The organism is Conyzicola nivalis, from assembly GCF_040548875.1.
GTDB lineage: Bacteria > Actinomycetota > Actinomycetes > Actinomycetales > Microbacteriaceae > Conyzicola > Conyzicola nivalis_A.
On the sequence record NZ_JBEPSJ010000001.1, the window covers coordinates 1,593,116 to 1,617,391 of the forward strand.

At 70.5% G+C, this 24,276-nt stretch carries 27 protein-coding genes; 7 read left to right on the plus strand and 20 right to left on the minus strand.

What is annotated here, in order from left to right:
- Positions 1-300: 300 nt before the first annotated feature.
- The 7 genes from ABIE21_RS07825 to ABIE21_RS07855 all read right to left on the minus strand — a co-directional run bounded on the left by ABIE21_RS07825 (position 301) and on the right by ABIE21_RS07855 (position 4,924).
- A complete protein-coding gene (locus tag ABIE21_RS07825) occupies positions 301-1,218 on the minus strand; it encodes a Fic family protein (protein ID WP_354024210.1) in 918 nt (305 codons plus the stop codon).
- A gap of 92 nt (positions 1,219-1,310) precedes the next feature.
- Complete coding sequence (locus ABIE21_RS07830; protein ID WP_354024211.1) at positions 1,311-1,916, minus strand: PadR family transcriptional regulator; 606 nt, start codon at positions 1,914-1,916, stop codon at positions 1,311-1,313.
- A gap of 139 nt (positions 1,917-2,055) precedes the next feature.
- Positions 2,056-2,379: a DUF2469 family protein gene (locus ABIE21_RS07835; protein WP_184237343.1), complete on the minus strand. Its 324-nt coding sequence runs from the start codon at positions 2,377-2,379 to the stop codon at positions 2,056-2,058.
- Positions 2,380-2,391: 12 nt separating this feature from the next.
- On the minus strand, positions 2,392-3,036 hold the full coding sequence (locus ABIE21_RS07840; RefSeq protein ID WP_436232313.1) for a ribonuclease HII: 645 nt from the start codon (positions 3,034-3,036) through the stop codon (positions 2,392-2,394).
- Position 3,037: 1 nt separating this feature from the next.
- Positions 3,038-3,832, minus strand: coding sequence for a signal peptidase I (lepB, locus tag ABIE21_RS07845; protein ID WP_354024213.1), 795 nt, complete (start codon positions 3,830-3,832; stop codon positions 3,038-3,040).
- Positions 3,833-3,899: 67 nt separating this feature from the next.
- Positions 3,900-4,244: a 50S ribosomal protein L19 gene (rplS, locus tag ABIE21_RS07850; RefSeq protein ID WP_354024214.1), complete on the minus strand. Its 345-nt coding sequence runs from the start codon at positions 4,242-4,244 to the stop codon at positions 3,900-3,902.
- 179 nt (positions 4,245-4,423) lie between these two features.
- Positions 4,424-4,924: an MFS transporter gene (locus ABIE21_RS07855; RefSeq protein WP_354024215.1), complete on the minus strand. Its 501-nt coding sequence runs from the start codon at positions 4,922-4,924 to the stop codon at positions 4,424-4,426.
- Between the two features lie 90 nt (positions 4,925-5,014).
- Here ABIE21_RS07855 and ABIE21_RS07860 point away from each other — a divergent pair, with 90 nt between their 5' ends.
- Together ABIE21_RS07860 and map are read left to right on the plus strand one after the other, a co-directional pair.
- Positions 5,015-5,623 (plus strand): TetR/AcrR family transcriptional regulator, encoded by a 609-nt coding sequence (locus ABIE21_RS07860; protein WP_354024216.1) that lies wholly within the window; start codon positions 5,015-5,017, stop codon positions 5,621-5,623.
- 38 nt (positions 5,624-5,661) lie between these two features.
- Positions 5,662-6,429 carry a type I methionyl aminopeptidase gene (gene map / locus ABIE21_RS07865; protein ID WP_354024217.1) on the plus strand — a complete coding sequence of 256 codons (768 nt, stop codon included), beginning with the start codon at positions 5,662-5,664 and terminating at the stop codon, positions 6,427-6,429.
- On the opposite strand, the gene trmD is transcribed toward map, so the two are convergent.
- From trmD to nirD, 3 genes are read right to left on the minus strand one after another with little or no spacing between them, the layout of a single operon-like run.
- Positions 6,426-7,109: a tRNA (guanosine(37)-N1)-methyltransferase TrmD gene (gene trmD, locus ABIE21_RS07870; RefSeq protein WP_354024218.1), complete on the minus strand. Its 684-nt coding sequence runs from the start codon at positions 7,107-7,109 to the stop codon at positions 6,426-6,428. The genes map and trmD overlap by 4 nt on opposite strands.
- Positions 7,110-7,129: 20 nt before the next feature.
- Positions 7,130-7,888 carry a sirohydrochlorin chelatase gene (locus ABIE21_RS07875; RefSeq protein ID WP_354024422.1) on the minus strand — a complete coding sequence of 253 codons (759 nt, stop codon included), beginning with the start codon at positions 7,886-7,888 and terminating at the stop codon, positions 7,130-7,132.
- A 2-nt stretch (positions 7,889-7,890) separates the two neighbouring features.
- Positions 7,891-8,286, minus strand: coding sequence for a nitrite reductase small subunit NirD (gene nirD, locus ABIE21_RS07880; RefSeq protein ID WP_354024219.1), 396 nt, complete (start codon positions 8,284-8,286; stop codon positions 7,891-7,893).
- 222 nt (positions 8,287-8,508) lie between these two features.
- Here nirD and nirB point away from each other — a divergent pair, with 222 nt between their 5' ends.
- From nirB to ABIE21_RS07895, 3 genes are read left to right on the plus strand one after another with little or no spacing between them, the layout of a single operon-like run.
- The gene (gene nirB, locus ABIE21_RS07885) at positions 8,509-11,100 is read left to right on the plus strand and encodes a nitrite reductase large subunit NirB (RefSeq protein ID WP_354024220.1); all 2,592 of its coding nucleotides are present in this window, start codon (positions 8,509-8,511) and stop codon (positions 11,098-11,100) included.
- A complete protein-coding gene (cobA, locus tag ABIE21_RS07890) occupies positions 11,100-11,921 on the plus strand; it encodes a uroporphyrinogen-III C-methyltransferase (RefSeq protein ID WP_354024221.1) in 822 nt (273 codons plus the stop codon). The genes nirB and cobA overlap by 1 nt, the downstream gene beginning before the upstream one ends.
- Positions 11,918-13,102, plus strand: coding sequence for a uroporphyrinogen-III synthase (locus ABIE21_RS07895; RefSeq protein ID WP_354024222.1), 1,185 nt, complete (start codon positions 11,918-11,920; stop codon positions 13,100-13,102). The genes cobA and ABIE21_RS07895 overlap by 4 nt, the downstream gene beginning before the upstream one ends.
- Here the strand turns inward: ABIE21_RS07895 and mobA are convergent.
- A complete protein-coding gene (gene mobA, locus ABIE21_RS07900) occupies positions 13,099-13,719 on the minus strand; it encodes a molybdenum cofactor guanylyltransferase (protein WP_354024223.1) in 621 nt (206 codons plus the stop codon). The two genes, ABIE21_RS07895 and mobA, sit on opposite strands and share 4 nt — an antisense overlap.
- Before the next feature lie 155 nt (positions 13,720-13,874).
- Between mobA and ABIE21_RS07905 the strand changes: the two genes are divergently transcribed.
- Entirely contained in the window at positions 13,875-14,147 is a 273-nt protein-coding gene (locus ABIE21_RS07905; protein WP_354024224.1) for a DUF6457 domain-containing protein, read from the plus strand.
- Positions 14,077-15,369, plus strand: coding sequence for a molybdopterin-binding protein (locus ABIE21_RS07910; protein ID WP_354024225.1), 1,293 nt, complete (start codon positions 14,077-14,079; stop codon positions 15,367-15,369). The genes ABIE21_RS07905 and ABIE21_RS07910 overlap by 71 nt, the downstream gene beginning before the upstream one ends.
- A gap of 74 nt (positions 15,370-15,443) precedes the next feature.
- Here the strand turns inward: ABIE21_RS07910 and ABIE21_RS07915 are convergent, their stop codons facing one another.
- From ABIE21_RS07915 to ABIE21_RS07955, 9 genes are all read right to left on the minus strand, one after another.
- Positions 15,444-15,758, minus strand: coding sequence for a winged helix-turn-helix domain-containing protein (locus tag ABIE21_RS07915; RefSeq protein ID WP_354024226.1), 315 nt, complete (start codon positions 15,756-15,758; stop codon positions 15,444-15,446).
- The gene (locus ABIE21_RS07920; protein WP_354024227.1) at positions 15,755-16,186 is read right to left on the minus strand and encodes a chemotaxis protein CheY; all 432 of its coding nucleotides are present in this window, start codon (positions 16,184-16,186) and stop codon (positions 15,755-15,757) included. Before ABIE21_RS07920 ends, ABIE21_RS07915 begins: the two co-directional genes overlap by 4 nt.
- A 173-nt stretch (positions 16,187-16,359) precedes the next feature.
- Positions 16,360-17,991: an FAD-dependent oxidoreductase gene (locus ABIE21_RS07925; RefSeq protein ID WP_354024228.1), complete on the minus strand. Its 1,632-nt coding sequence runs from the start codon at positions 17,989-17,991 to the stop codon at positions 16,360-16,362.
- On the minus strand, positions 17,988-20,153 hold the full coding sequence (locus ABIE21_RS07930; protein ID WP_354024229.1) for a molybdopterin oxidoreductase family protein: 2,166 nt from the start codon (positions 20,151-20,153) through the stop codon (positions 17,988-17,990). The genes ABIE21_RS07925 and ABIE21_RS07930 overlap by 4 nt, the downstream gene beginning before the upstream one ends.
- A 53-nt stretch (positions 20,154-20,206) precedes the next feature.
- Positions 20,207-21,634, minus strand: coding sequence for an MFS transporter (locus tag ABIE21_RS07935; protein ID WP_354024230.1), 1,428 nt, complete (start codon positions 21,632-21,634; stop codon positions 20,207-20,209).
- 151 nt (positions 21,635-21,785) lie between these two features.
- A complete protein-coding gene (gene rimM / locus ABIE21_RS07940) occupies positions 21,786-22,439 on the minus strand; it encodes a ribosome maturation factor RimM (RefSeq protein ID WP_354024231.1) in 654 nt (217 codons plus the stop codon).
- 4 nt (positions 22,440-22,443) lie between these two features.
- Positions 22,444-22,680: an RNA-binding protein gene (locus ABIE21_RS07945; protein ID WP_184237369.1), complete on the minus strand. Its 237-nt coding sequence runs from the start codon at positions 22,678-22,680 to the stop codon at positions 22,444-22,446.
- A gap of 5 nt (positions 22,681-22,685) precedes the next feature.
- On the minus strand, positions 22,686-23,120 hold the full coding sequence (gene rpsP / locus ABIE21_RS07950; protein WP_354024232.1) for a 30S ribosomal protein S16: 435 nt from the start codon (positions 23,118-23,120) through the stop codon (positions 22,686-22,688).
- A 174-nt stretch (positions 23,121-23,294) separates the two neighbouring features.
- On the minus strand, positions 23,295-24,221 hold the full coding sequence (locus ABIE21_RS07955) for a DMT family transporter (RefSeq protein ID WP_354024233.1): 927 nt from the start codon (positions 24,219-24,221) through the stop codon (positions 23,295-23,297).
- Positions 24,222-24,276: the final 55 nt, after the last annotated feature.

Sequence of the window (24,276 nt, forward strand, 5' to 3'; positions counted from 1 at the left end):
TGAAGCACGCCCTGAAGGTCGAAACCTTGCCCCTCGGCTCAAGCGCACGCATACGCCCGAGCTGCGGGGCAATGAATCGACGCTGAAACCAGCCCACAAGGTCGAAACCTTGCCCCTCGGCTCCGGCACCCAGAGCCGCCCGAGCTGCGGGGCAAAGAATCGACGCTGAAACCAGCCCGCAAGGTCGAAACCTTGCCCCTCGGCTCCGGCACCCAGAGCCGCCCGTGCTGCGGGGCAATGAATCGACGCTGAAACCAGCCCGCAAGGTCGAAACCTTGCCCCTCTGTTCTGAGGGCCGCGCTAGGGGCGCGCGCGCCCGACGAAGGCGTCGACCGCATCGAGGATGCCCGGGGCGAGCCATGCGCGGTTGCGGCGTTCCGGGCCACGGGACACGAGGATGCCGCGTTCCACGAGCGTCTCGATGGCCGTGTACGCGGCGGCGAGCGTGACTCCGAGCGCCGGCACCGTCAGCTTCGCGTCGATCACCGGATGCTCGAACACGACGTCTACGAGGTCGCGTGAGCTGGCGTGCGAGCGCACACCGATCATGGCGGTCGACCATTCGTCGCGGGTGATCGCGAGCGCGGTGGCGAGGTCGCGGGCGTTGTCGACGGCCGACTCGACCGCCCGGGCGAGCACCAGCACGATCGGGTTGGCGTCGCCGGCGGAGTAGGCGTCGATCGCCGCGCGGTACGCGTCTTCGTCGGCGAGCAGCCCGCCGGAGATCGGAAAGGGCACGACCGGCCCGCTCAGCTGTGCGGCGAGGATCGCCCGAGCGGTGCGGCCGTTGCCGAGGAAGAACGGCCGGCTCGCGACGAGCCAGGCGTGGCCGAGGGCGACGGGCACGAGCATCGACTGCGCGACGTCGGGCAGCTCGGCGGGAATGTCGCCGCCGGGGTCGATGATCTCGTGGACGCCGACGACGTCGTGCGGCGATACGAGAGCATGCCGGGTGGCGGAGAGAACGGATGCCGCGTACCGCGCGTCACCGGCGGCCGCGAGGCCGAGGCCGGCCAGTCCCGTCTCCCGCGCATCCGCCACGAAGCCGGCGAGGGCCGCGCTGGCCTGTCCCTCTGCCCGGGCGAACGACGCGGCGAAGACCGAGTCGTCGGCGGTGAACTCCGCGCGGAAGTTCTCGAGCGCCGCCGATGCCCCACCCGACGCCTCGAGCGTCGCCGGCTCGAGGGTGGCGGCGATGTTCGCGGGGGTGAGCAGCACGCGGGGTCCTCTGCGGAGTCGGGTTTCGGGACGGAAAAGGGGAGCAACGCCCATGTTAGGCGCTGCTCCCCCGGTCACCGGAAGCCATAGTGCTAGTCGGCGAGGATGCCGTAGAGGGCGCGTCGCGCCTCGTCGAGCTGGGTGACGGCCTTGGCGCGCTGCTCGTCGGTCGCGGCGAACCGGAACTGGTGCACCACGCCCATCAACTTCGCGACGCTCTCGTGCAGGCCGGCGTCGGCGTCGGTGCGTTCTGTGACGCTCGCCCAGACGCGATCGAGCTCCTCGGTGTGCTCGGCGACATAGGCCCGGCCCTCGTCGGTGAGCTGGAACTCGGTGCGGCGTCCCTCACCCACGCCCTCGATGAGCTCCTCGTCGACGAGCTGCTGCAGGGTGGGGTAGACCGAGCCGGGGCTCGGGTTCCAGGTTCCGCCGGAGCGCTCGGCGATCTCCTTGATGAGACCGTAGCCGTTGAACGGCTTGTCGCTCAGGAGCGAGATGATCGCGGAGCGCACGTCGCCGCGGCGCTTGCGCTGCGGGCCGGGCGGCATAAAGCCGCGGGGGCCGAAGCCTCCGAAGCCCGGGCCGAATCCGGGCGCTGCTGCGGCGAAGGCGCGGGCGCCCGATCCGAAGCCGTGACCGCGGCGCGGACCCCGGTCGTGATGCTGGTGTTCGTGGGTGGTGTGGAATTCGCTGTTCATGGCGGTTCCGTCCTTTCGTTGAACGCCGAACGATTGTTCGACGATAGGTTAACGATATATCGGTATCTATCGCAACGCAAGACCGCGGACAAAAAAATGCCCGGATGCCGTTGCGGCATCCGGGCGAAGAGGGCGAGGGCTACTCGTCGAGGGCGAGCTCCTTCGGGAGTTCGAGCTCCTTCGAGCTGAGCTCCTCCACATTGACGTCCTTGAAGGTGAGCACGCGCACGCTCTTGACGAAACGGTCGGAGCGGTAGACGTCCCACACCCAGACGTCGTTCATCGTCAGCTCGAAGTAGAAGTCGTGCTCGGTGTCCTGGCGCACGAGCTCGACCTCGTTCGCGAGGTAGAAGCGTCGCTCGGTCTCCACGACATAGCGGAACTGGCCGACCACATCGCGGTACTCGCGGTACAGGGCCAGCTCGACCTCGCGGTCATAGTCTTCGAACTCGTCTTCGTCCATCGTCTGACAATCCTAAGCCGTTACCTTGAGCCACGTGCGCCGATGCAGCTCGGTTGCGCCGAGTTGATCGATGGCGGCGAAGTGCTCGGCAGAGCCGTAACCCTTGTTGCCCGACCAGCCGTAGCCGGGCAGTCGCGTGTCGGCGGCGATCATGAGGTTGTCGCGGTGCACCTTGGCGACGACGGACGCCCCGGCCACAGACGCGCAGTCACGGTCGGCCTTGACACGGGTCTGCACCCGCAGCGGGGTGGCGAGCGCCGGGTTGAGCCAGTCGTGCGAGCCGTCGAGGAGGATCACGCTGTCCCCGACCCGCGCGCCCGCCTCGTGCATCGCGACGAGTCCGCGCTTGGCCGCGAGCCCGAGGGCCGCGACGATGCCGATCGAGTCGACCTCCTCGGCCGAGGCGAGACCGACCGCCGTGTAGCGCGCCCAGCCGGTGGTGAGCGGCGCCAGGGCGACGCGTCGCTTCTCGCTGAGCATCTTCGAGTCGCGCAGACCCTCCGGGTGCACGCCGACCTCGGCGTCGACGAGGCAGAGGCCGACGGCCACGGGGCCGGCGATCGCGCCGCGACCGACCTCGTCGATGCCGATGACGTAGCGCGCGCCTCCCGCGTGCATCGCCGTCTCGACCTCGAGGGTGGGATCCATCACGACCACGTCAGTCGCCCGCCGAGTCGACCCCACGGAAGACGAGGGGGTAGTTGTCGAGTGTCGCCCAGCGGTCGAGCGGCCAGGTCACCAGCACCGCACGGCCGACCACGTTGTCGATCGGCACGAACGCGGTGCCCGGGGCGTCCGGGTCTCCGGAGTAGTGGTACGAGGAGTCGGCGGAGTTGTAGCGGTTGTCGCCCATGACCCACAGCGAGCCCTCGGGCACCGTCACCGTGAACTCCTTCTCCGTGGCCTTGGAGCGACCGCCGAGCTCGGTGTACGGCTCCTCGAGCGGGATGCCGTTGACGGTGAGTTGGCCGAAGTCGTTGCAGCAGACGACGACGTCGCCCGGCAGGCCGATGACGCGCTTGATGAGGTGGTCGTCGCTGTCGGGAGCGCTGAGACCGACGAATCCGAGCACCTCGTCGACGGCCACGGCCACCGGGTTGCGGGTGTCGGGCTCGTCGCCGCCGGGAAGCCAGTTGCCCGGGTCGGTGAACACCACGACGTCGCCGTGGGAGATCGGCATGAGCTCCGGCTCGAGCAGGTTGACGATGATGCGGTCGTCGACGTGCAGGGTGTCCATCATCGACTCGGAGGGGATGTAGAACGAGCGAATCAGGAACGTCTTGATGAGGAACGAGATCAGCAGGGCCGCGACGAAGATGAGCAGGATGTCGCGGAGGAAGAGCTTGACGCCCCGCGCCTTGCGCTGCCTCTCGGTCAGCCGAGGCTTCCGCGTCGTCGACTGACCGTCAGTCTCGGCGTGCGTACCTGCCGCCGGCTGTAATTCGCTTGTCATTAAACCCCTGAGCTCCCTGCCAAGTGTATTCGGCAGGGAGCTCGGGAAAGACTAAAAGCGGGCGTGACTAGTCGCGCTTTTCCTTGATCTTCGCCTTCTTGCCACGCAGGTTGCGCAGGTAGTACAGCTTCGCGCGACGAACGTCACCGCGGGTGACGACCTCGATGTGGTCGATGACCGGCGAGTGCACGGGGAACGTGCGCTCGACGCCGACCTGGAAGCTGACCTTGCGAACGCAGAACGTCTCGCGGACACCCTCGCCGGAGCGGCCGATGACGACACCCTGGAAGACCTGGATGCGGGCGCGCGTGCCTTCGATGATGTTCACGTGGACCTTGACGGTGTCGCCGGCGCGGAACTCCGGGATGTTGTCCTTGAGGGATGCCGCATCAACGGCGTCGAGAATATGCATGGTATTCACTCTCTTGCGACCGCCACAGGTCGATCACGTTTTGACTCATTCTTGAAGTAAGGAGGCGCACTTCACGTGATCACGATTCCCCTGTGGCAGAAACGTGCGGAAGCACAAAGATCAATGATGACACATCCGGGGGTGCGCCTGCCACCGATTCGCCCCTGACCGCGGCCCGCTCAGCGGTCTGGCAGCTCTTCTTTCGAGCCGTCGGGATTGATGATGATGACCCGCCCCGCGTCCGTGGCCGGGTCGTAGGTCTTCGCGTTGTAGGTGCCGGCGTCGATCGGGTCGAGCGAGAAGGCGTTCTTCACCCGCGTGCGCGTCTCGGTGAAGAGCTGCCACGCCGCCACCCAGAACGCGATAATTGCCACCACCACGATCACCCCGGAAAGGGCAGATGAGGCAACAAATCCGTAAAGGATTATGGATATGTGCCACACTGCCAAGACACCCGCGTCTAACCACGACACCGCCCGCGTCGACCTGACCTGCTTACGCGCCACCGTGAGTCCGGCAACGGCGAGCATCGCCACGCAGAGTATGGGACACAGCACCAGGTAGAGCACGAAGTCCCATCCCTCGCCGGCGCGGATGATGCCACGGCCTATGAGCACCCAGGAGGGCAGCAAAAAGGCTGAGATAAACTGCCAATAGAAGAGCGCGCGGCGGAGAAGCATCCTTAAGGGTAGCCGTAGCGAGCTGACAACGAATACGGGGTATTTGTAGCAATGACTGACCAGCCGGCAATCTCACCGAGCCCTGCGAACGTGCGAACCGAACCCGTCCAGCAGCGCAGCAGCGAGCGGATCACGCTCCTCCTCGACACGGCGGCCTCTCTCATCGACGAGAAGGGCATCGACGGTCTCACGACGAGCGACGTGGCTGCGAGATCACGCTCCTCGGTCGGCGTGGTCTACCGCTACTTCCCGAACATCCAATCGCTCCTGCGCTCCCTCGCCGCCCGCAACCTCGAACGCTTCCTCGCGGCCGCCTTCGTCGGCGGCGAGAAGAACCCCGCCGGCTGGATCGAGGAGCTCGACAATGTCCTCGACGTCTACGCCCAGCTCTCGCGCTCCGAACCGGGCTTCCGCGCCCTGCACTTCGGGGGCGTCATCGACGAACGCTTCATCGACAGCCAGATCAATGCGAACAGCGAACTGTCGAACCGGGTGCTCCAGTACCTCGGGGCGCAGTATGAGGTTCCGCTGACCGACGAATTCGCCCTCGACCTCGACGTGGCGATCGAGATCGCTACGGCCCTCATGCAGCGCGCCTTCCGTGTCGACCGCAACGGAGACGAGCGCTACCTCGCGAAGGCGCGCATCGTCGTGCGCGAGGTGCTCGAGCCCTTCAACTCCGCCGTTCCCGCCGAGTGACAGCGGCGGCGCACGGCCGCGCCTAAGCTGGGACGACCATGATCGAACTGCGAACCCCGGCCGAAATCGACCAGATGGCGGCGGCCGGCGAGTTCGTCGCCAGCGTGCTCAAGGCGACGGCCGCAGCATCCGCCGTCGGCGTCAACCTGCTCACACTCGACAAGCTCGCGCACGGCATGATCCGCAAGCGCAAGGCGGAGAGCTGCTACATCGACTACCACCCGTCGTTCGGGGCGTCCCCGTTCGGCAAGGTGCTGTGCACGTCGGTCAACGACGCTGCCCTGCACGGGCTGCCGTTCGACTATGTGCTGCGTGACGGCGACGTGGTCAGTCTCGACTTCGCGGCCTCCGTCGACGGCTGGGTCTGCGACTCGGCCATCACGATCGTCGTCGGCACCCCGCGCGACGAGGATCTCGCCCTCATCGACACGGTCGAACGCGCGCTCGAGGCCGGCATCGCCGCCGCCCAGCCCGGCGGACGCATGGGCGACGTCTCGGCGGCGATCGGCGCCGTCGCGCACGCCGACGGCTACGGCGTGAACCTCGACTTCGGCGGACACAGCGTCGGCCGCACGATGCACGGCGACCTGCACGTGCCCAACGACGGCAAGGCCGGCCGCGGCTTCCCGCTGCGCGAAGGTCTGGTCTTCGCCATCGAGCCGTGGCTGATGCTCGGCACCTCGAAGATCTACACCGACAAAGACGGCTGGACCCTGCGCAGCGCCGACGGCTCGCGCGCCGCGCACGCGGAGCACACGGTCGCGATCACGGCCGACGGCCCGCGGGTGTTGACGGCGCGCTCCTAAGGCTGCAGCAGGTCGGGCCGCACACGGCGCGTGCGCTCGAGCTGCTGCTCGTGGCGCCACGCGGCGATCGCACCGTGGTTGCCGCTGAGCAGCACGGGAGGCACCTCGAGGTCGCGCCAGACGGCGGGCTTCGTATAGCTCGGGTATTCGAGCAGGCCGTCTTCGTGGCTCTCCTCGGTGAGCGACTCCGGGTTGCCGACGACGCCGGGAACGAGTCGCCCAATGGCCTCGATCATCGCCATCACGGCGACCTCTCCCCCGTTGAGCACGTAGTCGCCGAGGCTGACCTCGCGCACCCGGGCGCGCGTGGCGGTGTGGGCGATGACTCGCTGGTCGATGCCCTCGTAGCGGCCGCAGCCGAAGACCAGGTGCGGCTCGAGCGCGAGCTCGCGCGCTGTCGCCTGGGTGAAACGCTCGCCCGCGGGCGAGGGGAAGATCACGACGGATGATTCGTCCTGCAGAACCTGGTCGAAGGCCTCGCCCCACGGCTCGGGCTTCATCACCATTCCGGCGCCGCCGCCGTAGGGCGTGTCGTCGACGGTGCGGTGGCGGTCGTGGGTGAAGTCGCGCAGGTTGTGCACGCCGAGGTCGATGATGCCGCGCTCCCGGGCCTTGCCGAGGAGGGAGATATCGAGCACCCCGAAGAATTCCGGAAAGATGCTGATGATGTCGATGCGCACCTGTACAGCGTAGACGCGACTCAGAAGCCGGACGAACCCGCCCGGTAGCGGTCGACGACCAGCTCGACCAGTTCGGCCGGGGGCGACTCGCCTGCCGCGAGCAGCGGAGCGGTCGCGGCATCCGCGGTCGTCGCGTGGGCGAGGTCGGTGAAGTAACCGGGCGCGAGCAGGTAGGTGCTCACCACGACCCTGGCGGATGACTCGCGCTCGAGCTCGACGGCGTCGGCCAGTCGCGGCTCTGCCGCAGAGATGAATCCCACCCGCACGGCGCGGCCGAGCGCGGCCGAGAGGCGCGCACCCATGTCGTGGCAGTCGGCCACGGCGCGGGCGTCGCTCGATCCAGCGCAGGCGAGCACCACGCCGTCGTCCGGTTTGAGCCCCGCCTCGAGCAGGCGGCGGCTCAGGACGGCGACGAGGCGGTCGTCGGGTCCGAGTGCCGCGGCGAGCGCCGTCGGGCGCGGGGCGACGGCGAGCTCGTCGCGCAGGTCGACATGCACGTGGTACCCGGCCGAGAGCAGCAGCGGCACGACGACCGCCGGTACCGCGTGGTCGAGCGAGTCGAGGGTCGCCTCCACGTCGGGCTGCTGCACGTCGACGAAGCCGCCGCTGACGGTCAGGTCGCCGCGCGCCCCCGCCACGGCGGCGACGAGCGACGCGACGGCCCGCTGGCCCACGGGCGACGAGGTGCCGTGCGAGATGGCAACTAGGGCCGGCTGGGCGGTGTGCCGCGGCTCAGCGGGGGCCGGGGCGGGGTCGGCGACGCGGGGGTCGAGGAGCATCGTCACGCGACATCCTCGATCTCGACCTCGATGAAGCCGCCGACCACGCGGGTGCGGTACGTCTTCAGAAAGAGGCTGGGGTCGGTGAAGCACTCCCCCGTGCCGAGGTCGTAGACCTGCTTGAGCAGCGGGGATGCCACGGTGGGGCGGTGCTCGTCGGCGACGGCCTTCGAGCCGACGATGCCGCGGGCCATCACGTAGGCGTCGGTCGCGGGGTCCTGGTGGTTGACGGCATAGATCTCCTGCGGGGAGATCACGAACAGGGCGATCTGCTTCATGCGCAGCAGCAGCGCCTCGCCCCACGACGGCTCGAGCTCGTCGACGGCGCAGGCCTTCTCCCAAACGGCGGTGCCCGCGGATGCGGCGGTGCTCGTTGATGCGGCGGTGGTGAGTGTCATTGCGCTGCCCTTCTCTGCCGGAACACGCTCAACGGTAGGCGGCGCATGTTTCGTTTCAGTCACCCCGTGTTTCGTCGGCATGAAACCTGCCTCACAATCGCCGCTTCTGGGTGTGCGGGCTTTGTGACTCCGGGGATACACGCGGGCAACCGGCGCGAAACCGCCGCTTCCTAGGCTGGCCGAACCGAATGCGCGACCCGTCGATCCGTAAGGAACCAGCCCATGAGCCAGACTGACTCCGTTCGCCCGCGCGAGATCGTCGTGGTCGGCGGCGGTCCGGCCGCCCACCGCTTCGTCGACGCGATCTCCTCCCGCGACACCGGGCACTCGGTTCGGGTGACCGTCGTCGCCGAGGAGGTGCACCTCCCCTACGACCGCGTCGCGCTCAGCCGCCGGCTCGCCGGTGCCGAAGACCTGACGCTGCAGCCCAGCTCGCACTGGGACGCCGACCACGTCGCGCTGCGCACCGGCGAGCGCGCCACCGCGATCGACCCCGCGGCCAAGACCGTCACCACCGAGCACGGGTCCGTGCTGCGCTACGACGAGCTCGTGCTCGCCACCGGCTCGAGCGCCCCCGTGCCCGACATCCCGGGCGCCCACCTGTCGCGGGTGTACCGCACCATCGACGACGTCGACTTCTTCACCGGCGAGGTCGTGAGGCTCTCCGCCCTGCTCGGCCGTCCTGCGCGCGTGCTCGTCGCCGGCGGCGGCCTGCTCGGGCTCGAGGCTGCCGGCGGGCTGCAGAAGCTCGGAGCGGAGACGGCGGTCGTGCACTCCGGCGGATGGCTCATGTCGGCCCAGCTCGACGAGGGCGCCGGTCAGGCGCTCGGCCGGCTGATCACCGGGCAGGGAATCGCCCTGCACCTCGGCACTCGTCCGCGCCTGATCGAGGAGACCGACGGCGTCGTCAGCGGCGTCAAGTTCACCAACGGGCAGCGGATCGACGTCGACATGGTCATCTTCTCGATCGGAATCGCGGCGCGCGACGAGCTCGCCCGCGACGCCGGCGTGACCGTCGGCGAGCGCGGCGGGGTGATCATCGGAACCGACTGCCGCAGCTCGCACGAGAGCATCTGGGCGATCGGCGAGGTCGCGAACTTCGACGGCCGCTGCACCGGGCTCGTCGCCCCGGCCAACGCCATGGCCGAGGTGGTCGCCGACCGTCTGCTGGGCGGCGCCGCCGAGTTCACGACGGTGGATGACGCGACGAAGCTGAAGCTCTCGGGCGTCGACGTGGCGAGCTTCGGCGACGCCCGCGGCGAGCAGGACGGCGCGCTCGAGATCGTCTACGCCGACCCCGCCCGCGGCCTGTACCAGAAGCTCGTGATGTCGGCCGACGCGCGAACGCTGCTCGGCGGCATCTTCGTCGGCGACGCGGAGCCCTACGCGTCGCTGCGCCCGATGCTCGGTCGCGAGCTGTCGGGCGAGCCGGGCGCCTACCTGTCGGGCCTCGGCGGCGGGGCTCCCGAGGGTGACGACCTGCCCGACGACGCGCTGGTCTGCTCGTGCAACAACGTCGACGCGGGAGCTGTGCGCGCGGCGGTGCGCGGCGACCACGGCGAGGCGTGCACCGACCTCGGCACACTGAAGACCTGCTCGCGGGCCGGCACCCAGTGCGGCTCGTGCGTGCCGCTCGTGAAGAAGCTGCTCGGCAGCGAGCTGGCGAAGTCGGGCATCGAGATGTCGCGTGCGATGTGCGAGCACTTCCCGATCAGCCGCCAGGAGCTGTTCGAGTCGGTGCGGGTGCTCGAGCTGACCACCTTCGACGAGATCGTCGCGCGGCTCGGCGCCGGTCGCGGCTGCGATATCTGCAAGCCCGCCGTGGCATCCATCCTCGCCAGCCAGCGCGGCGCCTACATCCTCGACGGCGGCCGCGGCGGCCTGCAGGACACCAACGACCGCGCCCTCGCCAACATGCAGAAGGACGGCAGCTACTCGGTCGTGCCGCGCATCCCCGGCGGTGAGGTCACCCCGCAGAAGCTGGCCGTGATCGCGCAGGTCGCCATCGACTACGGGCTGTACACGAAGATCACCGGCGGCCAGCGCATCGACCTGTTCGGCGCGCGCCTCGACCAGCTGCCCGACATCTGGCGCGTGCTCGTCGACGCCGGCTTCGAGTCGGGACAGGCCTACGGCAAGGCGCTGCGCAACGTGAAGAGCTGCGTGGGCTCCACCTGGTGCCGCTTCGGGGTGCAGGACTCGGTGGCGATGGCCATCGGCCTCGAGCTGCGCTACCGGGGGCTGCGGGCCCCGCACAAGTTCAAGTTCGGCGTCTCCGGCTGCGCCAGGGAGTGCGCCGAGGCCCGCGGCAAAGACGTGGGAGTCATCGCAACGGAGCTCGGCTGGAACATGTACGTCGGCGGCAACGGCGGCTTCCAGCCCGCGCACGGGCAGCTGCTCGCCTCCGACCTCGACGACGCCACCCTCATCAAGTACATCGACCGGTACATGATGTACTACATCCGCACCGCCGACCGCATGCAGCGCACCGCGCGGTGGATGGAGGAGCTTCCCGGCGGCATCGACCACGTGCGCGAGGTCGTGATCGACGACTCGCTCGGCCTCGCCGACGACCTCGAGGCCGCGATGGCCCTGCACGTCGACAACTACGAGGACGAGTGGGCGGCGACGCTGCGCGACCCGGAGCGGCTGCGCCGGTTCCGCAGCTTCGTCAACGCGCCGGACTCGCCCGACGTCGGATTACCCCGCGTTGCAGAACGCGGGCAGACCCGGCCTCCCACTGAGGCAGAATTGGCCAACCCGGCTACGGTGTTCGTAGCGGGACCGACGATCCCTGTGAGAGGGAACATGTAATGAGCGAGCAGGCTGGCACCGGGGTTCTCGGTGGCGACCGTTCGGGCGCGGTCGGCGAGGTCACTCTCGTCGGCGGCGGGCCTGGCAGTGACGAGCTGCTCACGGTCGCCGGTGCTCGGGCGCTCGAGCGCGCCGACGTCGTGCTGTTCGACCGGCTCGCGCCGCACGGCTCCCTGACCACGCTCGCGCCCGGCGCCCTGCTGATCGACGTCGGCAAGACGCCCGGTCACCACCCGGTGAGCCAGAAGGAGATCGAGGCGCTCATCGTGCGGCACGCGCTCTCCGGCGCGAACGTGGTGCGTCTCAAGGGAGGCGACCCCTACGTGTTCGGCCGGGGCAGCGAGGAGGTTCTCGCCTGCCACGCTGCCGGCGTGCCCGTCACCGTCATCCCCGGCGTCACCAGCGCCATCGCCGTGCCCGCCGCCGCCGGGATCCCGCTCACGCACCGCGGCATGACCCGGCTGTTCACCGTCGTCTCCGGCCACGCACCCCTCTCCGACACCGAGCTCGAGCACCTCGCCGGCCTCGGCGGAACCATCGTCGTGCTGATGGGGATCGGAACACTGCCGAGCATCACGCAGGGCCTCGTGCGTTTCGGCGCCGACGCACGGCTGCCGGTCGCGATCATCGAACGCGGGTTCAGCGCCACCCAGACCACCACCGTCGGCACCCTGGCGTCGATCGTGTTCGACGCGGCGGCCGCGAAGGTCAGCTCCCCCGCCGTGCTCGTGATCGGCGAGGTAGTGCGACTGGCGTTCGACGGAGACGCCGAGGCATCCGTGCTCCTCGCCCGCGCCGAAGCCCTGGCGGACCTCGCATGAGCGACACCGACGACGCCCGCGTCGCAGCGAGCGCCGACGACGCCCGCGTCGCAGCGAGCACCGAAGAACCGCGCGTCGCCGGGTTCCGCCCCGACCAGCTCGAAGGCTTCCGCATCGGAGTCACCTCCGACCGGCGCTCGGAAGACCTCATCGACGCGTTCGAGCGCCGCGGGGCCACGGTGCTGCACGCACCCACCCTGCGCATCACCAACGCGCAGGAGGACGACCCGATCATCGCCGACACCCGCGAGATCATCGCCCGCCGCCCCGACGTGCTGCTCGCCTCGACCGGCTACGGCATCCGCCGCTGGTTCGAGGTCGCCGACGCCGCCGGAATCGGCGACGCGCTGACCGAATCGCTGTCTGCCTCGCGCATCCTCGTGCGCGGCCCGAAGGCGCGCGGCGGCATCCGCGCCGCCGGCCTCAACGACACGGGCATGAGCGAGGTGGAGACTACGGCGTCGCTCGTGACCAAGGCGCTCGACGAGCTCGAGCCCGGGCTGACGGTGGCGGTGCAGGTGCACGGCTACACCGATGAGGAGCAGCTCGACCGGCTGCGCGAGCAGCACACGGTGCTCACCGTCGCCCCCTACCGCTGGGCGATGGTCGGCGCAGACAACGACCGGGTGAAGCGGCTGCTCGAGGCAACCTGCGCCCGGCAGATCGACGCCCTCACCTTCACGAGCGCGCCCTCGGTCGACGCCCTGTTCATCGCGGCGGAGGCGCTGGGCCTGCTCGACGACCTCGTCGACGCGCTGCAGACCGACGTGCTCGCCGCCGCGGTCGGCCCCGTGACGGCCGCCCCGCTGCTCGCCCTCGGGGTGCGGCCGATCCAGCCCGAGCGGTACCGCATGGGAGCGCTCATCCGGCTCGTCTGCGAGTACCTCGAGACCGAGCGGGTGCGCCGCGTGCCGACCCGTCACGGCGAGCTCACGCTGCGCGGCCAGCTCGTCGAGATCCACGGGGTGCGCGCCCTGCTGCCGCCCACGTCGCTCGCGCTGCTGCGCCAGCTGGTCGCCGCCCCCGGCGCGGTGCTGTCACGCACCGAGCTCGCCCGCGCACTGCCCGGCATCCAGGATGACCACGCCATGGAGGTCGCCCTCAGCCGCCTGCGCAGGTCGCTCGGCACGCCGGGGCTCATCGCCACCGTGGTCAAACGCGGCTACAGGCTCGACGTCTAGATGAGCGCCGCGCCCGCCGCCCGCGGAACGTCGATGCCGAACGACCGCGCCTGCTCCGGTGTGTCGACGTCGGCGCACAGCGCGTCGTCGACCGCGACCTCCACGGTGTGGAGTCCGCCGACGAGCCGTCGCAACGGCAGGCCGGCGAGGTCCCCGCTCGACCGGGCGGATGCCGCGGCGCGCACGAGGGCGTCGGTGCGGTACACCGCCAGCAGGGGTTGGCGTCGACCCGAGTCATCCACGGCCACCACCGCCTCGCACGCCCCGTCCGTGTGCGGCGGCGCCTCCGCGAGCAGCGCCCGCACCGCCTCGCCGACGCGCGGCAGGTCGCAGGCGAGCACGAGCAGCCACGCGGCGGGCCCGTCGACGAGCCTGGCGAGCGTGTCCACCCCGGCGACCAGCGCGGCGGCCGGTCCGCCCAGCGCCGGGCTCTCCCGCGCGGTCAGCACGCCGGCCGGGGCGAGCTCGTCCGGCCCCACCACGACGACGGTGCGGGCATCGCGCGCGGCCTCCACCGCCAGCTCGACGAGCGGGCGGCCCTCGAACAGGAGCGCCGACTTCGCCGAGCCCATGCGGCTCGACCGGCCTCCGGCGAGCACGATCGCGTCGAACTCCATGCGTGTCTCCGTCTCCCGTGTTCAAGCGTGCTCCGCAGGCTACCCGCGTGAGGTTGCGGCGCTGTTACCCCCGGTTTCGGGCGCATTGCGGGCCGCTCACCGGCGCCCGGGCGCTGCGATACTCTGGCACGGCAGTGCGGAACGAACGAGGGAGCGTGCTTGTGAGCGACGAGGCCGACCGGATGCTTCGCTGGATCGAATCGGCACGCGCCGAGCTGGACATCCCGCCGGAGGTGACCCTCGACGTGACGGCTCTGCTCGACCTGGCCAGGGTGGCGGCACACGGGGTGACGCGGCCGGCGGCCCCGCTCACGACCTTCCTCGCCGGGTACGCGGCCGGACGGGCGGGCGGATCTGATGCCGACATCGCGAACGCCATCGACCGGCTCACGGCACTCGCCGAGGCGCTCCCCGGCGACGCACGCTGATCTGGCGGCGGCCGCCGCTCCCCCGCTCGTCGACGCCGACTGGTTCCAGGCCCGCACCATCGCGCACGCGGCCGGCGGCCGGGTCGGGTCGGGCGTCGAGGAGGTCGCCCTCGCGGCATCCGCCGGCCGTACCCTCGCCGTCGACGTCGTGGCGCGCGGCAACATGCCCGGCTTCTCGTCGTCGGCGATGGACGGCTGGGCCGTCGCGGGAGACGGGCCCTGGCTGCTCGGCCCGGCGATCACGGCCGGCACGGTGGGCATCGCCGCGACCCTCGGCGACCACACCGGACGCCCGATCGCCACGGGCGCGATGATCCCGCCCGGCACCCGCGCCGTCCTGCGCTCGGAGCACGGCGTCGTGACCGCCACCGCGCGCGGGCCGCTGCTCTCGGTCGCCGGGCATGCAGGCGCCGGTCAGCCCGTCGACGGCGCGCACATCCGCGTCGAGGGCGAGGAGGCCGCGGCCGGTTCGCTGCTCGTGCGCGCGGGCACCGTGCTGACGCCCGCCCGCCTCGCACTCGCCGCGGCGGGCGGAACCGACGCCGTCGTCGTAAGGCTGCGCCCCCGCGTGCGGTTCGTCGTGCTCGGAGACGAGATCGTCGGCGAGGGCGTGGCGATCCCGGGGCTCGTGCGCGACGCCTTCGGCCCCCAGCTGCCCGCCCTGCTCGAGTCGCTCGGGCTGAGAGCGGCCGGCGTGCGCCACGTCGGCGACAGCCTCGACCTCACGATCCGCGCGCTGGGCACCGACGACAGCGAGCTCGTCGTGGTGACCGGCGGCAGCTCGCGCGGCGCGACCGACCACGCGCGTTCCGCTCTGCTCGCGTGCGGCGGCAGAGTGCTGGTGGACGGCGTCGCGATGCGCCCCGGCCACCCGGTGATCCTCGGGCGGCTCGGCGACGGGCGCCTCGTGCTCTGCCTGCCCGGAAACCCGGCCGCCGGCATGCTCGCCTTCCTCAGTCTCGGCATGCCGCTCGTCGACGGGCTGCTCGGCCGGCCGGCCGCCGCACTCGGCAGCGAGACGGCGTCCGTTCCCGTCGCCGGCGCCGGCCACGGCGTGCGCCTCGTCGCGGCCACCGTGGCAGACGGGCGCGCGACCCCGTGCGACAAGCAGTCGCCGGCGATGCTCATCGGCCTCGCCGCGGCGGACACGGTGCTGGTCGTGCCGCCCGACGGCGTCGCGGCCGGCGACCGGGTGCCCGCGCTGCGTCCGCCCTGGGCGTAGGGCGCGACCGGAGCGGGGCGCATCCGGCCGTCGGCGGTCCGGCTATCGACGCTTCCGCCGAGAGGCGCGCCCGCCTATCGACCCGGCTCGCCGGCGATCTCCCGCAGCGTGGCGAGGTGGGCCTTCCACGCGGCGCGACCCTCCCGAGTGAGGGTGAGAGATGTGCGCGGCATCTTTCCCGCGAACGACTTGCCCACCGCGACGTAGCCGGCGGACTCGAGCGACGAGACCTGTTTGCTCAGCGCCGAGTCGGTGACCTCGACCGCGTCGCGCACCTCTTTGAAGCCGAGGGTGCCCGCGCGGTCGAGGGCCGCGACGATGGAGAAGCGCACCGGGTTCTGCAGAAGCTCGTCGAGCCGGTGGCGGGGGTGCTGCTCGGTGGCGGTCATGCGCGCGCCTCTCGTGCCGCGCTGACGAAGGCCGCCACGAGGATGAGGCCCGACGTGATCGCCGCGGGGACGACCTCGCCGTGCGCCCAGATCACCACGGAGATGGCCGCGGCGTAGGTGACGAACCAGCTCGCGATGTACCCCGTCCAGCGGCGGCTGTGCGAGAACGCCGACCGGCCCTGGATGCTCAGCATAAAGAAGATGATGAGCGAGAACATGACGGCGAGGGTGGCGAAGTACGCGAGGCCGAACGCGTCGCCCGTCGTCAGCGCCATCGCGAACGTGCCCATCGACGTCGCGACTCCGAGCGCGAGGATGAACGTGATGTACGGCCAGCGGGTCGCGTTGTGCGCGGAGCGGCTCAGCCGGTCGGCCCGGTCGAGGAGGAGCCGGGCCTCCGTGGCGGTGATGGTGGGCGTGGTGTCCATGACGTGATCCCTTCGTAGGATTACATCATCGCAAGTACTTTCATCTTTGGCAAGTACTTTCCACATAGTCGCTTGGCTGCCTCGAGAGTGCAGTTGTGCCCCAGTTTCCGCGCGCAGAACGGCGCACAAGTGCACTCTCGCGGCGCGCGGCACCGCCACGTGCGCGATCGCGGCTAGACGGGGAGCTCCGCCGCCTCGGTCTCCATAAAGCGCTCGATGAGCTCACCGATGCGGCCCTTGCACCCGCCGCAGCCGGTTCCGGCGCGCGTCGACTTGCCCACGCAGGCGACCGTGGTGTCGCCGGCGTCGACCGACTCGTGGATGTGCGCGACCGTGACGCCGTTGCACCAGCACACGGTGGCGTCGGGAGCGAAGGTGTCGGAGTCGGTTGCCGGCGCGTAGTCCGGTCCGTCGTTGCGCAGCAGCACCGAGCGGTCGGCGGGCAGTTCGCTGCCGCGCTCGAAGAGCAGCGTGAGCTCGGCCGCGGTGCGCGGCAGCCCGACGCACACCATGCCCTCGAGCACGCCGCCGCGGGTCACCATCTTGAGGTAGCGCCCGTGCTCCGGGTCGACCCACTGCGAGACCTGGCGCCCCGGCACGCGGTCGCCGTCGGCGTCGACCGTCGACGGTTCGGCGTCCCAGGGCTCGAGCTCGACGTCGCCGACCGAGACCACGTCGACGGCCTCCGCCTTGAGCATCACGAGAGCGGGACGAGGGGCGGCGAGCGGGGGCGGTGGGGCGGATGCCGCGAACTCCGCGCTCAGCGACGCCGCGAGCCACTCGGCCTGACGCCAGCCCGGGCCGATCAGGCCGCTGGGCCCGCCGGCGACACGGGCGCCCGCGAGGTAGTCGGCGGGACGCTCGGCGACGTGCGCGCAGTCGCCGATCGCGAAGACGTGCGGGTCGTCCCACGACCGCAGCCCGTCGTCGACGAGCACACCCGCGGACGTCGGGAGCCCCGCGAGGGTGGCGAGCTCGGCCCGGGCGCTGACGCCGCAGGAGAGCACGAGCAGGTCGCCGGCGATGATCTTGCCGTCCGCGCAGACGAGCGCGTCGAAGTGCCGCTCCCCCTCGTCGTCGGTGCGGTAGGTGACGGCCTCGGCGCGGGAGTGCGCGACCAGGGCCACCCCGGCGCGCACCACCGATCGGGCCAGCATGGTGCCGCCTCCGCGGTCGAGGTTGCGCGCCATCGGGTGGCCGCCGTGGTGCACGACGCACACCTCGGCACCCTCCTCGGCCGCGGCGAGCGCGATCTCCAGGCCGAGCACACCGGCGCCGAGCACGACGATGCGTCTGCGGCCCTCCACGGCGGCGCGCACCGTGCGGGCGTCGGCGAGGTCGCGCAGCACGGTCACGCCATCGGGCAGGCGCTGGTCGCGACCCTGCTCGGAGTGGTCGAGGCGCAGCAGTGCGCGCAGGTCGCGGGCGACGGCGTCGACGCCGTCGAGGGTCGGCACGTTCGCCCGGGCCCCGGTGGCGAGCACGAGCCGGTCGTAGCCGAGCACGCTCTCGTCGTCGAGCGTGACCGTCCGGGCGTCGCGGTCGATGCCGGTGACGTGGGCGCCGCGCACGAACCGCACACCCGCGTCGACGGCGGCCGCCGTGTCGGTGACCTCCATGGCCGAGCGGTCGGTGCGGCCGACGGCGAACTCGGCGACGAGCACGCGGTTGTAGGCCTCCTCGTCCTCCGCGCCGACGACGGTGAGCGCGACCGCGCCCAGCCGCACGGCGGGCAGCAGGTCTTCGACGAAGCGGGCGCCGACGGGCCCGTAGCCGACCAGGACGATGCGCGGTGTGACGCTCACGCGGTCACCTCCTCACGCACGGCGCGCACGGTGACCGCCGTCGTCTTGAACTCCGGCATGCCCGAGATCGGGTCGGTCGCGTCTTGCGTGAGCAGGTTGGCGCACTCGCTGCCCGCGAAGTGGAACGGCAGGAACACCGTGTCGGGCCGGATAGTCGCCGTCACGAGAGCGATTGCCCGCACGCTTCCGCGGCTGTTGCCGAGCTCGACGAGGTCTCCGTCGGCGACGCCGAGCGACGCGGCGGTCGTCGGGTGCAGCTCGGCGCGGGCGTGCGGCTTCGCGTCGTTCAGCTCGGGCACGCGCCTGGTCTGCGCTCCCGACTGGTAGTGCTCGAGCAGACGGCCGGTGATGAGGGTCAGCGAGCCGGGGGTGTTGAGCGGCTCGGGTGCGGGGCGCGGGGTGACGGGCACGATGCGGGCGAGTCCGTCGGGGTGGGCGAACGCCGCCTGGAACAGCCGCGGGGTGCCATTCGACCCGGCCGGGTACGGCCAGTAGACGGGCGCGCCGCTGTCGAGCAGTGCGTAGTCGATGCCGGAGTAGTCGGCGAGCCCGCCCTCCGACGCCCGCGCGAGCTCGTCGAACACCTCGGCGGGGCTCTCGCTGAAGACGCCCGGCGATTCGAGGCGGCGGGCGAGCTCGCGCATGATCCACAGTTCGTTGCGGACTCCGGATGGCGCGTCGAGCGCCTTGCGGCGGCGGATGACGCGCCCCTCGAGCGACGTCATGGTGCCTTCCTCCTCGGCCCACTGGGTCACGGGCAGGACGTAGTCGGCGAGGCTCGCGGTCTCGGAGAAGAAGAAGTCGCACACCACGAGCAGGTCGAGGGCGGCGAGCCCGGCGCGCACGCGGTTCACGTTGGGGGCTGAGACGACGACGTTGGAACCGTGCACGAGCAGGCTGCGCACCCCGCCGGGCTGGCCGAAGCTGTTCAGCAGCTCGACGGCGGGCAGTCCCGCGCCGGGCAGGTCGTCGGGGTCGACTCCCCACACGGCCGCGACGTGCGCACGGGCCGCGGGGTCGACGATCTTGCGGTAGCCGGGCAGCTGGTCGGCCTTCTGGCCGTGCTCCCGCCCGCCCTGCCCGTTGCCCTGGCCGGTGAGGGTGCCGTAGCCGGAGTGCGGGGTGCCCGGAAGGCCGAGCACCAGCGCGAGGTTGATGGCGGCGGTCGCCGTGTCGGTGCCGTCGACGTGCTGCTCGACGCCGCGGCCGGTGAGGATGTAGCTGCCGCGCCCCGAGGCGAGCCGTCGGGCGACCTCGCGCAGCTGGTGCACCGGCACCCCGGTGACCGACTGCACGCGCTGCGGCCACCACGCGCCCACGCTGCGGGCGAGTGCGTCGAATCCGACGGTGCGCTCGCGCAGGAACCGTTCGTCGACGAGCTTCTCGGCGATGACGATGTGGGTGAGACCGAGCAGCAGCACGAGGTCGCTGCCCGGCGTGGGCTGCAAGTGGGTTCCACCGCCGTTCTCGGTGAGTCGCACCGTGGCGGTGCGACGCGGGTCGACGACGACGAGACCGCCGTTCGCGCGGGCTTTCTCGAGGTGAGCGATGAACGGCGGCATTGTCTCGGCGACGTTGGAGCCGAGCACGAGGATCGTCTCGGCGCTCCCGAGGGCGGCGAGGGGGAAGGGCAGCCCGCGGTCGACGCCGAACGCCCGGTTGCCGGCCGCGGCGGCCGACGACATGCAGAACCGGCCGTTGTAGTCGATGCGCGAGGTGCCGAGGGCGATGCGCGCGAACTTGCCGAGCTGGTAGGCCTTCTCGTTGGTGAGGCCGCCGCCGCCGAAGACCCCGACCGAGTCTGCGCCGTGTTCGGCGCGGCCCCGGCGGAGTCGCTCGGCGATGTCGTCGAGCGCGTCCACCCACGAGACCGGAGAGAACGTGCCATCCGCCCCTCGTCTCATCGGCTCGGCGATGCGGTCGGGCGAGTCGAGCAGCACCGTCGAGGTCCAGCCCTTCTTGCACAGGCCGCCGCGGTTCGTCGGGAAGTCGCGCCCGCTCACGGTGACGCGCGGCTCGCCCGAGGAGACGACGGACGGCGCGGTGACGGACAGCGCGGTGACGGACAGCGCGGTGACGGACAGCGCGGTGACGGACGGCGCGGTGACGGATGGCGCGGCGAGCGGCCTGACGGGCACGGCCGCGGACGGGGTGAGCGTCATCGCGCACTGCAGCGCGCAGTACGGGCAGTGCGTGGCTGCGGCCGGGGCCGGCGTCATACGCGCTGCCCGCCGGCGCCCACGCCCCTGCGCAGGTAGAAGACGGCGGTGAGGGTGAGCATCACGATGTAGCTCGCCACGAAGCACACGAACCCGAGAGTGTAGTCGCCGTTGGCGGCCTTCGAGATGCCGAGCGCCTGCGGGATCAGGAACCCGCCGTACGCGCCGACGGCGGAGATGAGCCCGAGCGCCGCGGCCGTCTTGCGCTGCACCGTGACCGAGCTGCCCGTCTTCTGCGCGTCGGCGGTTCCGGCTCGGGCCGCGAAGACGGTGGGGATCATGCGGTAGGTGGAGCCGTTGCCGATCCCGGACGCCACGAACAGGAACATGAACGCGAGCAGGAAGAGCCAGAAGCTGCCCAGCGGCAGGGTGGCGATGACGAAGACGGTGCCCACGGCCATGGCCGCGAAGGAGCAGACCGTGACGGCGGCTCCCCCGAACCGGTCGGCGAGGCGGCCGCCGAACGGCCGGGACAGCGATCCGACCAGTGCGCCGAGGAAGGCGAGCGAGATCGAGGCGGTGCCCACCTGGAAGGTGGAGAAGTCGGGGAACTGATCGGCGATGAGCTTGGGGAACACCCCGGCGAAGCCGATGAACGAGCCGAAGGTACCGATGTAGAGCAGGGCGAGCAGCCACATGTGCGGCTCGCGCACCGCCGCGATCGAGCCGGCGAAGTCGGCCTTGGCTGCGGAGAGGTTGTCCATGTTGCGGTAGGCGCCGAAGATGGCGACGAGGATGAGCGGGATCCAGATCCAGCCGGCGGCCGGGAGGTTCAGGGTGGCGCCGGCGGTCATCACCACGACGATCGGCACGACGAACTGCGCGACGGAGACGCCGAGGTTGCCGCCTGCTGCGTTGAGCCCGAGGGCCCAGCCCTTCTCACGCTGCGGGTAGAAGTAGGTGATGTTCGACATCGAGCTGGCGAAGTTGCCGCCGCCGAATCCCGCGAGGGCGGCGACGAACAGCAGCACGCCGAACGGGGTCTCGGGGTTGCCGACGCAGACGGCGAGGGCGATCGTCGGGATGAGCAGCAGGGCGGCGGAGATCATCGTCCAGTTGCGGCCGCCGAACTTCGGCACCATGAACGTGTACGGGATGCGCAGGGTGGCGCCGGCGAGGCTCGGCATGGAGATGAGCCAGAAGATCTGGCCGGTGTCGAGCTGGAAGCCTGCGGCGGGCAGGAACACCACGACGATGCTCCACAGCTGCCAGACGATGAAGCCGAGGAACTCGGCGAAGATCGACCACTTCAGGTTGCGGGAGGCGATCTTCTTCCCCTGCGACTCCCAGAACGTGGTGTTCTCGGCGTCCCAGCCGTCGATCCAGCGCCCCGGCCGGTGGGTGAGGACAATGTCCGCTTCGACGGCCGCCTGGGCGGGCGCTGCGGCGGTCGTGGGCTCCGGCGTGGTGCGCAGATCTGTCATGGTTCCCTCACTCGCGTCCTCACACCCGAACAGGGTGATAGGACGAAGCTATTGAGGGCGTGTTTCGGGCGAGGGAGCGGGCCGGTTAAGGTTCCGTAACCGTCTTCTCACACAGGGGGCGGCGCGTTGTGATGCGCCGGTGATGCGACCGTTACGTCGCGGGCTTCTCGTCGCTGTCCGAGGCGGCGGCGCTCGGGGCGTCGTCGTCCGACGGCTCGATGTACTCGACGAGCTTCTCGGCACCGGGCTGCTCGTCGTCGGGCAGTTCCTCGAACAGGCCGACGGGCGGCGTGACGGTGAGCGTGCCGGCCTTCACGTCGACGGCGCTCACGATGGCCTTGACGAACGGCACGAGCACGTCGCCGGTCTCGGTCTTCACGGTGAGGAGGTCCTGTGCCGGGAAGTGGTCGATGGCGGTGACGGAGCCGACCTTGACGCCGTCGCGCATCACGGAGAGTCCGAGCAGCTGGTGGTCGAACCAGGCGTCTTCCTCTTCGGGGACCTCGGCGAGGTCGTGGTCGACCCAGAGGATCGCCTTGATCAGCGTCTCGGCGACCGAACGGTCGGGGACGTCCTTGAAGAAGGCGACGGCGTGGCTGTTGTACCACTTGAGCTCGATGAGCTCGATGGTCTTGTTGTGCCAGGCCGACGAATCGGGAACCTGGAGTGTGAACACGGCACCGGGGGTGAAACGACCGTCCGGGTCATCCGTGAACATCTCTACTTTGATGCCGCCCTTGAGACCGTGCGCCTTCGTGAGGCGCCCGATCCGCAGTTGCGATTTGCCTGCCTGTGCTGCTGCCACCGGATTAGAAGTCGGTGTCGACCACGTCGACGCGCACCTTGCGACCGTCGGCGAGCGCCGTGATCAGGGTGCGGAGCGCCTTGGCGGTGCGGCCTGCGCGGCCGATCACGCGACCGAGGTCCTCGGGGTGCACGCGCACCTCGAGGACCTCGCCGCGTGGCGAACTCTTTGCTGCTACCTGCACATCTTCGGGGTGATCGACGATCCCCTTAACGAGGTGTTCAAGAGCGGGAGCGAGCATAGTTGTTAGGCCTTGTCTTCGGTTGCTTCGTCGGCTGCGGCCTCGGAAGCCTCCTCGGCGGGAGCCTCCTCGGTCTTGGCGACGGGCTTCTCAGCCTTGGGCTTGAGAACCGGCTTCTTCTTCTCGTCGGACACGAAGGCTTCCTTCGCCTCCTTGACCTTGACGGTCGAGACGGCGTTCTTGTCGCCCTTGAAGATGCCCCAGTCGCCGGTCAGCTTGAGGAGAGCCTCAACCTGCGGGCTGGCCTGGGCGCCGACGGAGAGCCAGTACTGCGCGCGAGCGGAGTCGACCTCGATGAACGAGGGGTTCTCGGTCGGGTGGTACTTGCCGATCTCCTCGATCGAGCGGCCGTCGCGCTTGGTGCGCGAGTCGGCGACGACGATGCGGTAGTACGGTGCACGGATCTTGCCCATGCGCTTCAAACGAATCTTTACAGCCACAATTCTCCTGAGATAAATGTTTTGGTGGCGAACTGCTAGCCGTGAGCGTGGGGGCACACTCGGCACAAAAGCTCTAAGGGATTCCGCACACACCTGATTAGAGGGTCGGGCCTTGTGCGGACTCAACTCGCTATTCTGCCAGATAAATGGCGGATGCGGGAACAGCCGGGCGGCTCACGCCCGGCCCGGGGAGAGAACGACCGGTCGCCGACGGCTCACTGCGACCCCGACGAGGCAGATCGCGCCGCCGATGATCGCGGTCAGGGCCGGGATCTCGCCGAAGACGACGAGGCCGAGCACGACCGCGAGCGGGGGGACGATGTAGGTGGTGACGCCGAGCTGGCCGGCCGGCATGCGGGAGAGGGCGTACGCCCAGGTGCTGAAGGCGAGCGCCGTGGGCACGGCACCGAGGTAGATCGCGCCGGCGATCGCAGCACCAGGCGCGGTCTGCAGCGCCTCGACCAGCTGGCCCGCGAACGGCAGGCATGCCACGAGTCCGATGACGCAGCCGAGCCAGGTGACCTGGGCGGCGGGGAGGCGCTTGAGGGCCGGCTTCTGCATGAGCACGCCGGCCGCGTAGGTGACCGCGGCCACCAGCGCCCACACGACGCCGGCACCGTCGACGCCGCCTCCCCCGCTGGTGCCGATGCCGATCAGCACCACGCCGACGAAGGCGATGCCCGCGCCGATCGCGAGCCACTTCGGGATGCCCTCGCGGAGGAAGACGCCGGCGCCGAGGGCGATCAAAATGGGGCCGATGTTCACGATCATCGCCGTCGTGCCGGCGTCGAGCGTCTTCTCGGCGATGTTGAGCGCGATGTTGTAGCCGCCGAACCAGACCACGCCGAAGCCGGCGATGAGCAGCCACTCTGTGCGGGTGGGGGCGACCCACTTGCGGCCGATGAGCAGCAGGCTCAGCAGCGCCGCGCCGACGACGAGCCGTGCGAGTGCGAGCGCTCCCCCGCTGAAGTAGGGCGCCGTGCCGCGGATCACGATGAACGCGCTCGCCCACGCGAGCACCGTCACGACGATAGCCACGGTCACCGCAGGGGTGAGGCCGGGAGCGCGGTCTACGGCGGGCCGCGGTGATGTCGAGGTCATGGGGAAACGCTAGCCGCGGCATCCGACATTCGTCTCGTCGTCCGGGCTTATGGCA

What these genes read in the sequence shown, in the direction of transcription:
- ABIE21_RS07830 (WP_354024211.1), bottom strand. Translation starts at nt 1,916, where the DNA reads ATGAACAGCGAATTCCACACCACCCACGAACACCAGCATCACGACCGG.
- ABIE21_RS07835 (WP_184237343.1), bottom strand. Translation starts at nt 2,379, where the DNA reads ATGGACGAAGACGAGTTCGAAGACTATGACCGCGAGGTCGAGCTGGCC.
- lepB (WP_354024213.1), bottom strand. Translation starts at nt 3,832, where the DNA reads ATGACAAGCGAATTACAGCCGGCGGCAGGTACGCACGCCGAGACTGAC.
- rplS (WP_354024214.1), bottom strand. Translation starts at nt 4,244, where the DNA reads ATGCATATTCTCGACGCCGTTGATGCGGCATCCCTCAAGGACAACATC.
- ABIE21_RS07855 (WP_354024215.1), bottom strand. Translation starts at nt 4,924, where the DNA reads ATGCTTCTCCGCCGCGCGCTCTTCTATTGGCAGTTTATCTCAGCCTTT.
- map (WP_354024217.1), top strand. Translation starts at nt 5,662, where the DNA reads ATGATCGAACTGCGAACCCCGGCCGAAATCGACCAGATGGCGGCGGCC.
- ABIE21_RS07875 (WP_354024422.1), bottom strand. Translation starts at nt 7,888, where the DNA reads ATGCTCCTCGACCCCCGCGTCGCCGACCCCGCCCCGGCCCCCGCTGAG.
- nirD (WP_354024219.1), bottom strand. Translation starts at nt 8,286, where the DNA reads ATGACACTCACCACCGCCGCATCAACGAGCACCGCCGCATCCGCGGGC.
- nirB (WP_354024220.1), top strand. Translation starts at nt 8,509, where the DNA reads ATGAGCCAGACTGACTCCGTTCGCCCGCGCGAGATCGTCGTGGTCGGC.
- cobA (WP_354024221.1), top strand. Translation starts at nt 11,100, where the DNA reads ATGAGCGAGCAGGCTGGCACCGGGGTTCTCGGTGGCGACCGTTCGGGC.
- ABIE21_RS07895 (WP_354024222.1), top strand. Translation starts at nt 11,918, where the DNA reads ATGAGCGACACCGACGACGCCCGCGTCGCAGCGAGCGCCGACGACGCC.
- mobA (WP_354024223.1), bottom strand. Translation starts at nt 13,719, where the DNA reads ATGGAGTTCGACGCGATCGTGCTCGCCGGAGGCCGGTCGAGCCGCATG.
- ABIE21_RS07910 (WP_354024225.1), top strand. Translation starts at nt 14,077, where the DNA reads ATGCCGACATCGCGAACGCCATCGACCGGCTCACGGCACTCGCCGAGG.
- ABIE21_RS07915 (WP_354024226.1), bottom strand. Translation starts at nt 15,758, where the DNA reads ATGACCGCCACCGAGCAGCACCCCCGCCACCGGCTCGACGAGCTTCTG.
- ABIE21_RS07920 (WP_354024227.1), bottom strand. Translation starts at nt 16,186, where the DNA reads ATGGACACCACGCCCACCATCACCGCCACGGAGGCCCGGCTCCTCCTC.
- ABIE21_RS07930 (WP_354024229.1), bottom strand. Translation starts at nt 20,153, where the DNA reads ATGACGCTCACCCCGTCCGCGGCCGTGCCCGTCAGGCCGCTCGCCGCG.
- ABIE21_RS07935 (WP_354024230.1), bottom strand. Translation starts at nt 21,634, where the DNA reads ATGACAGATCTGCGCACCACGCCGGAGCCCACGACCGCCGCAGCGCCC.
- ABIE21_RS07945 (WP_184237369.1), bottom strand. Translation starts at nt 22,680, where the DNA reads ATGCTCGCTCCCGCTCTTGAACACCTCGTTAAGGGGATCGTCGATCAC.
- ABIE21_RS07955 (WP_354024233.1), bottom strand. Translation starts at nt 24,221, where the DNA reads ATGACCTCGACATCACCGCGGCCCGCCGTAGACCGCGCTCCCGGCCTC.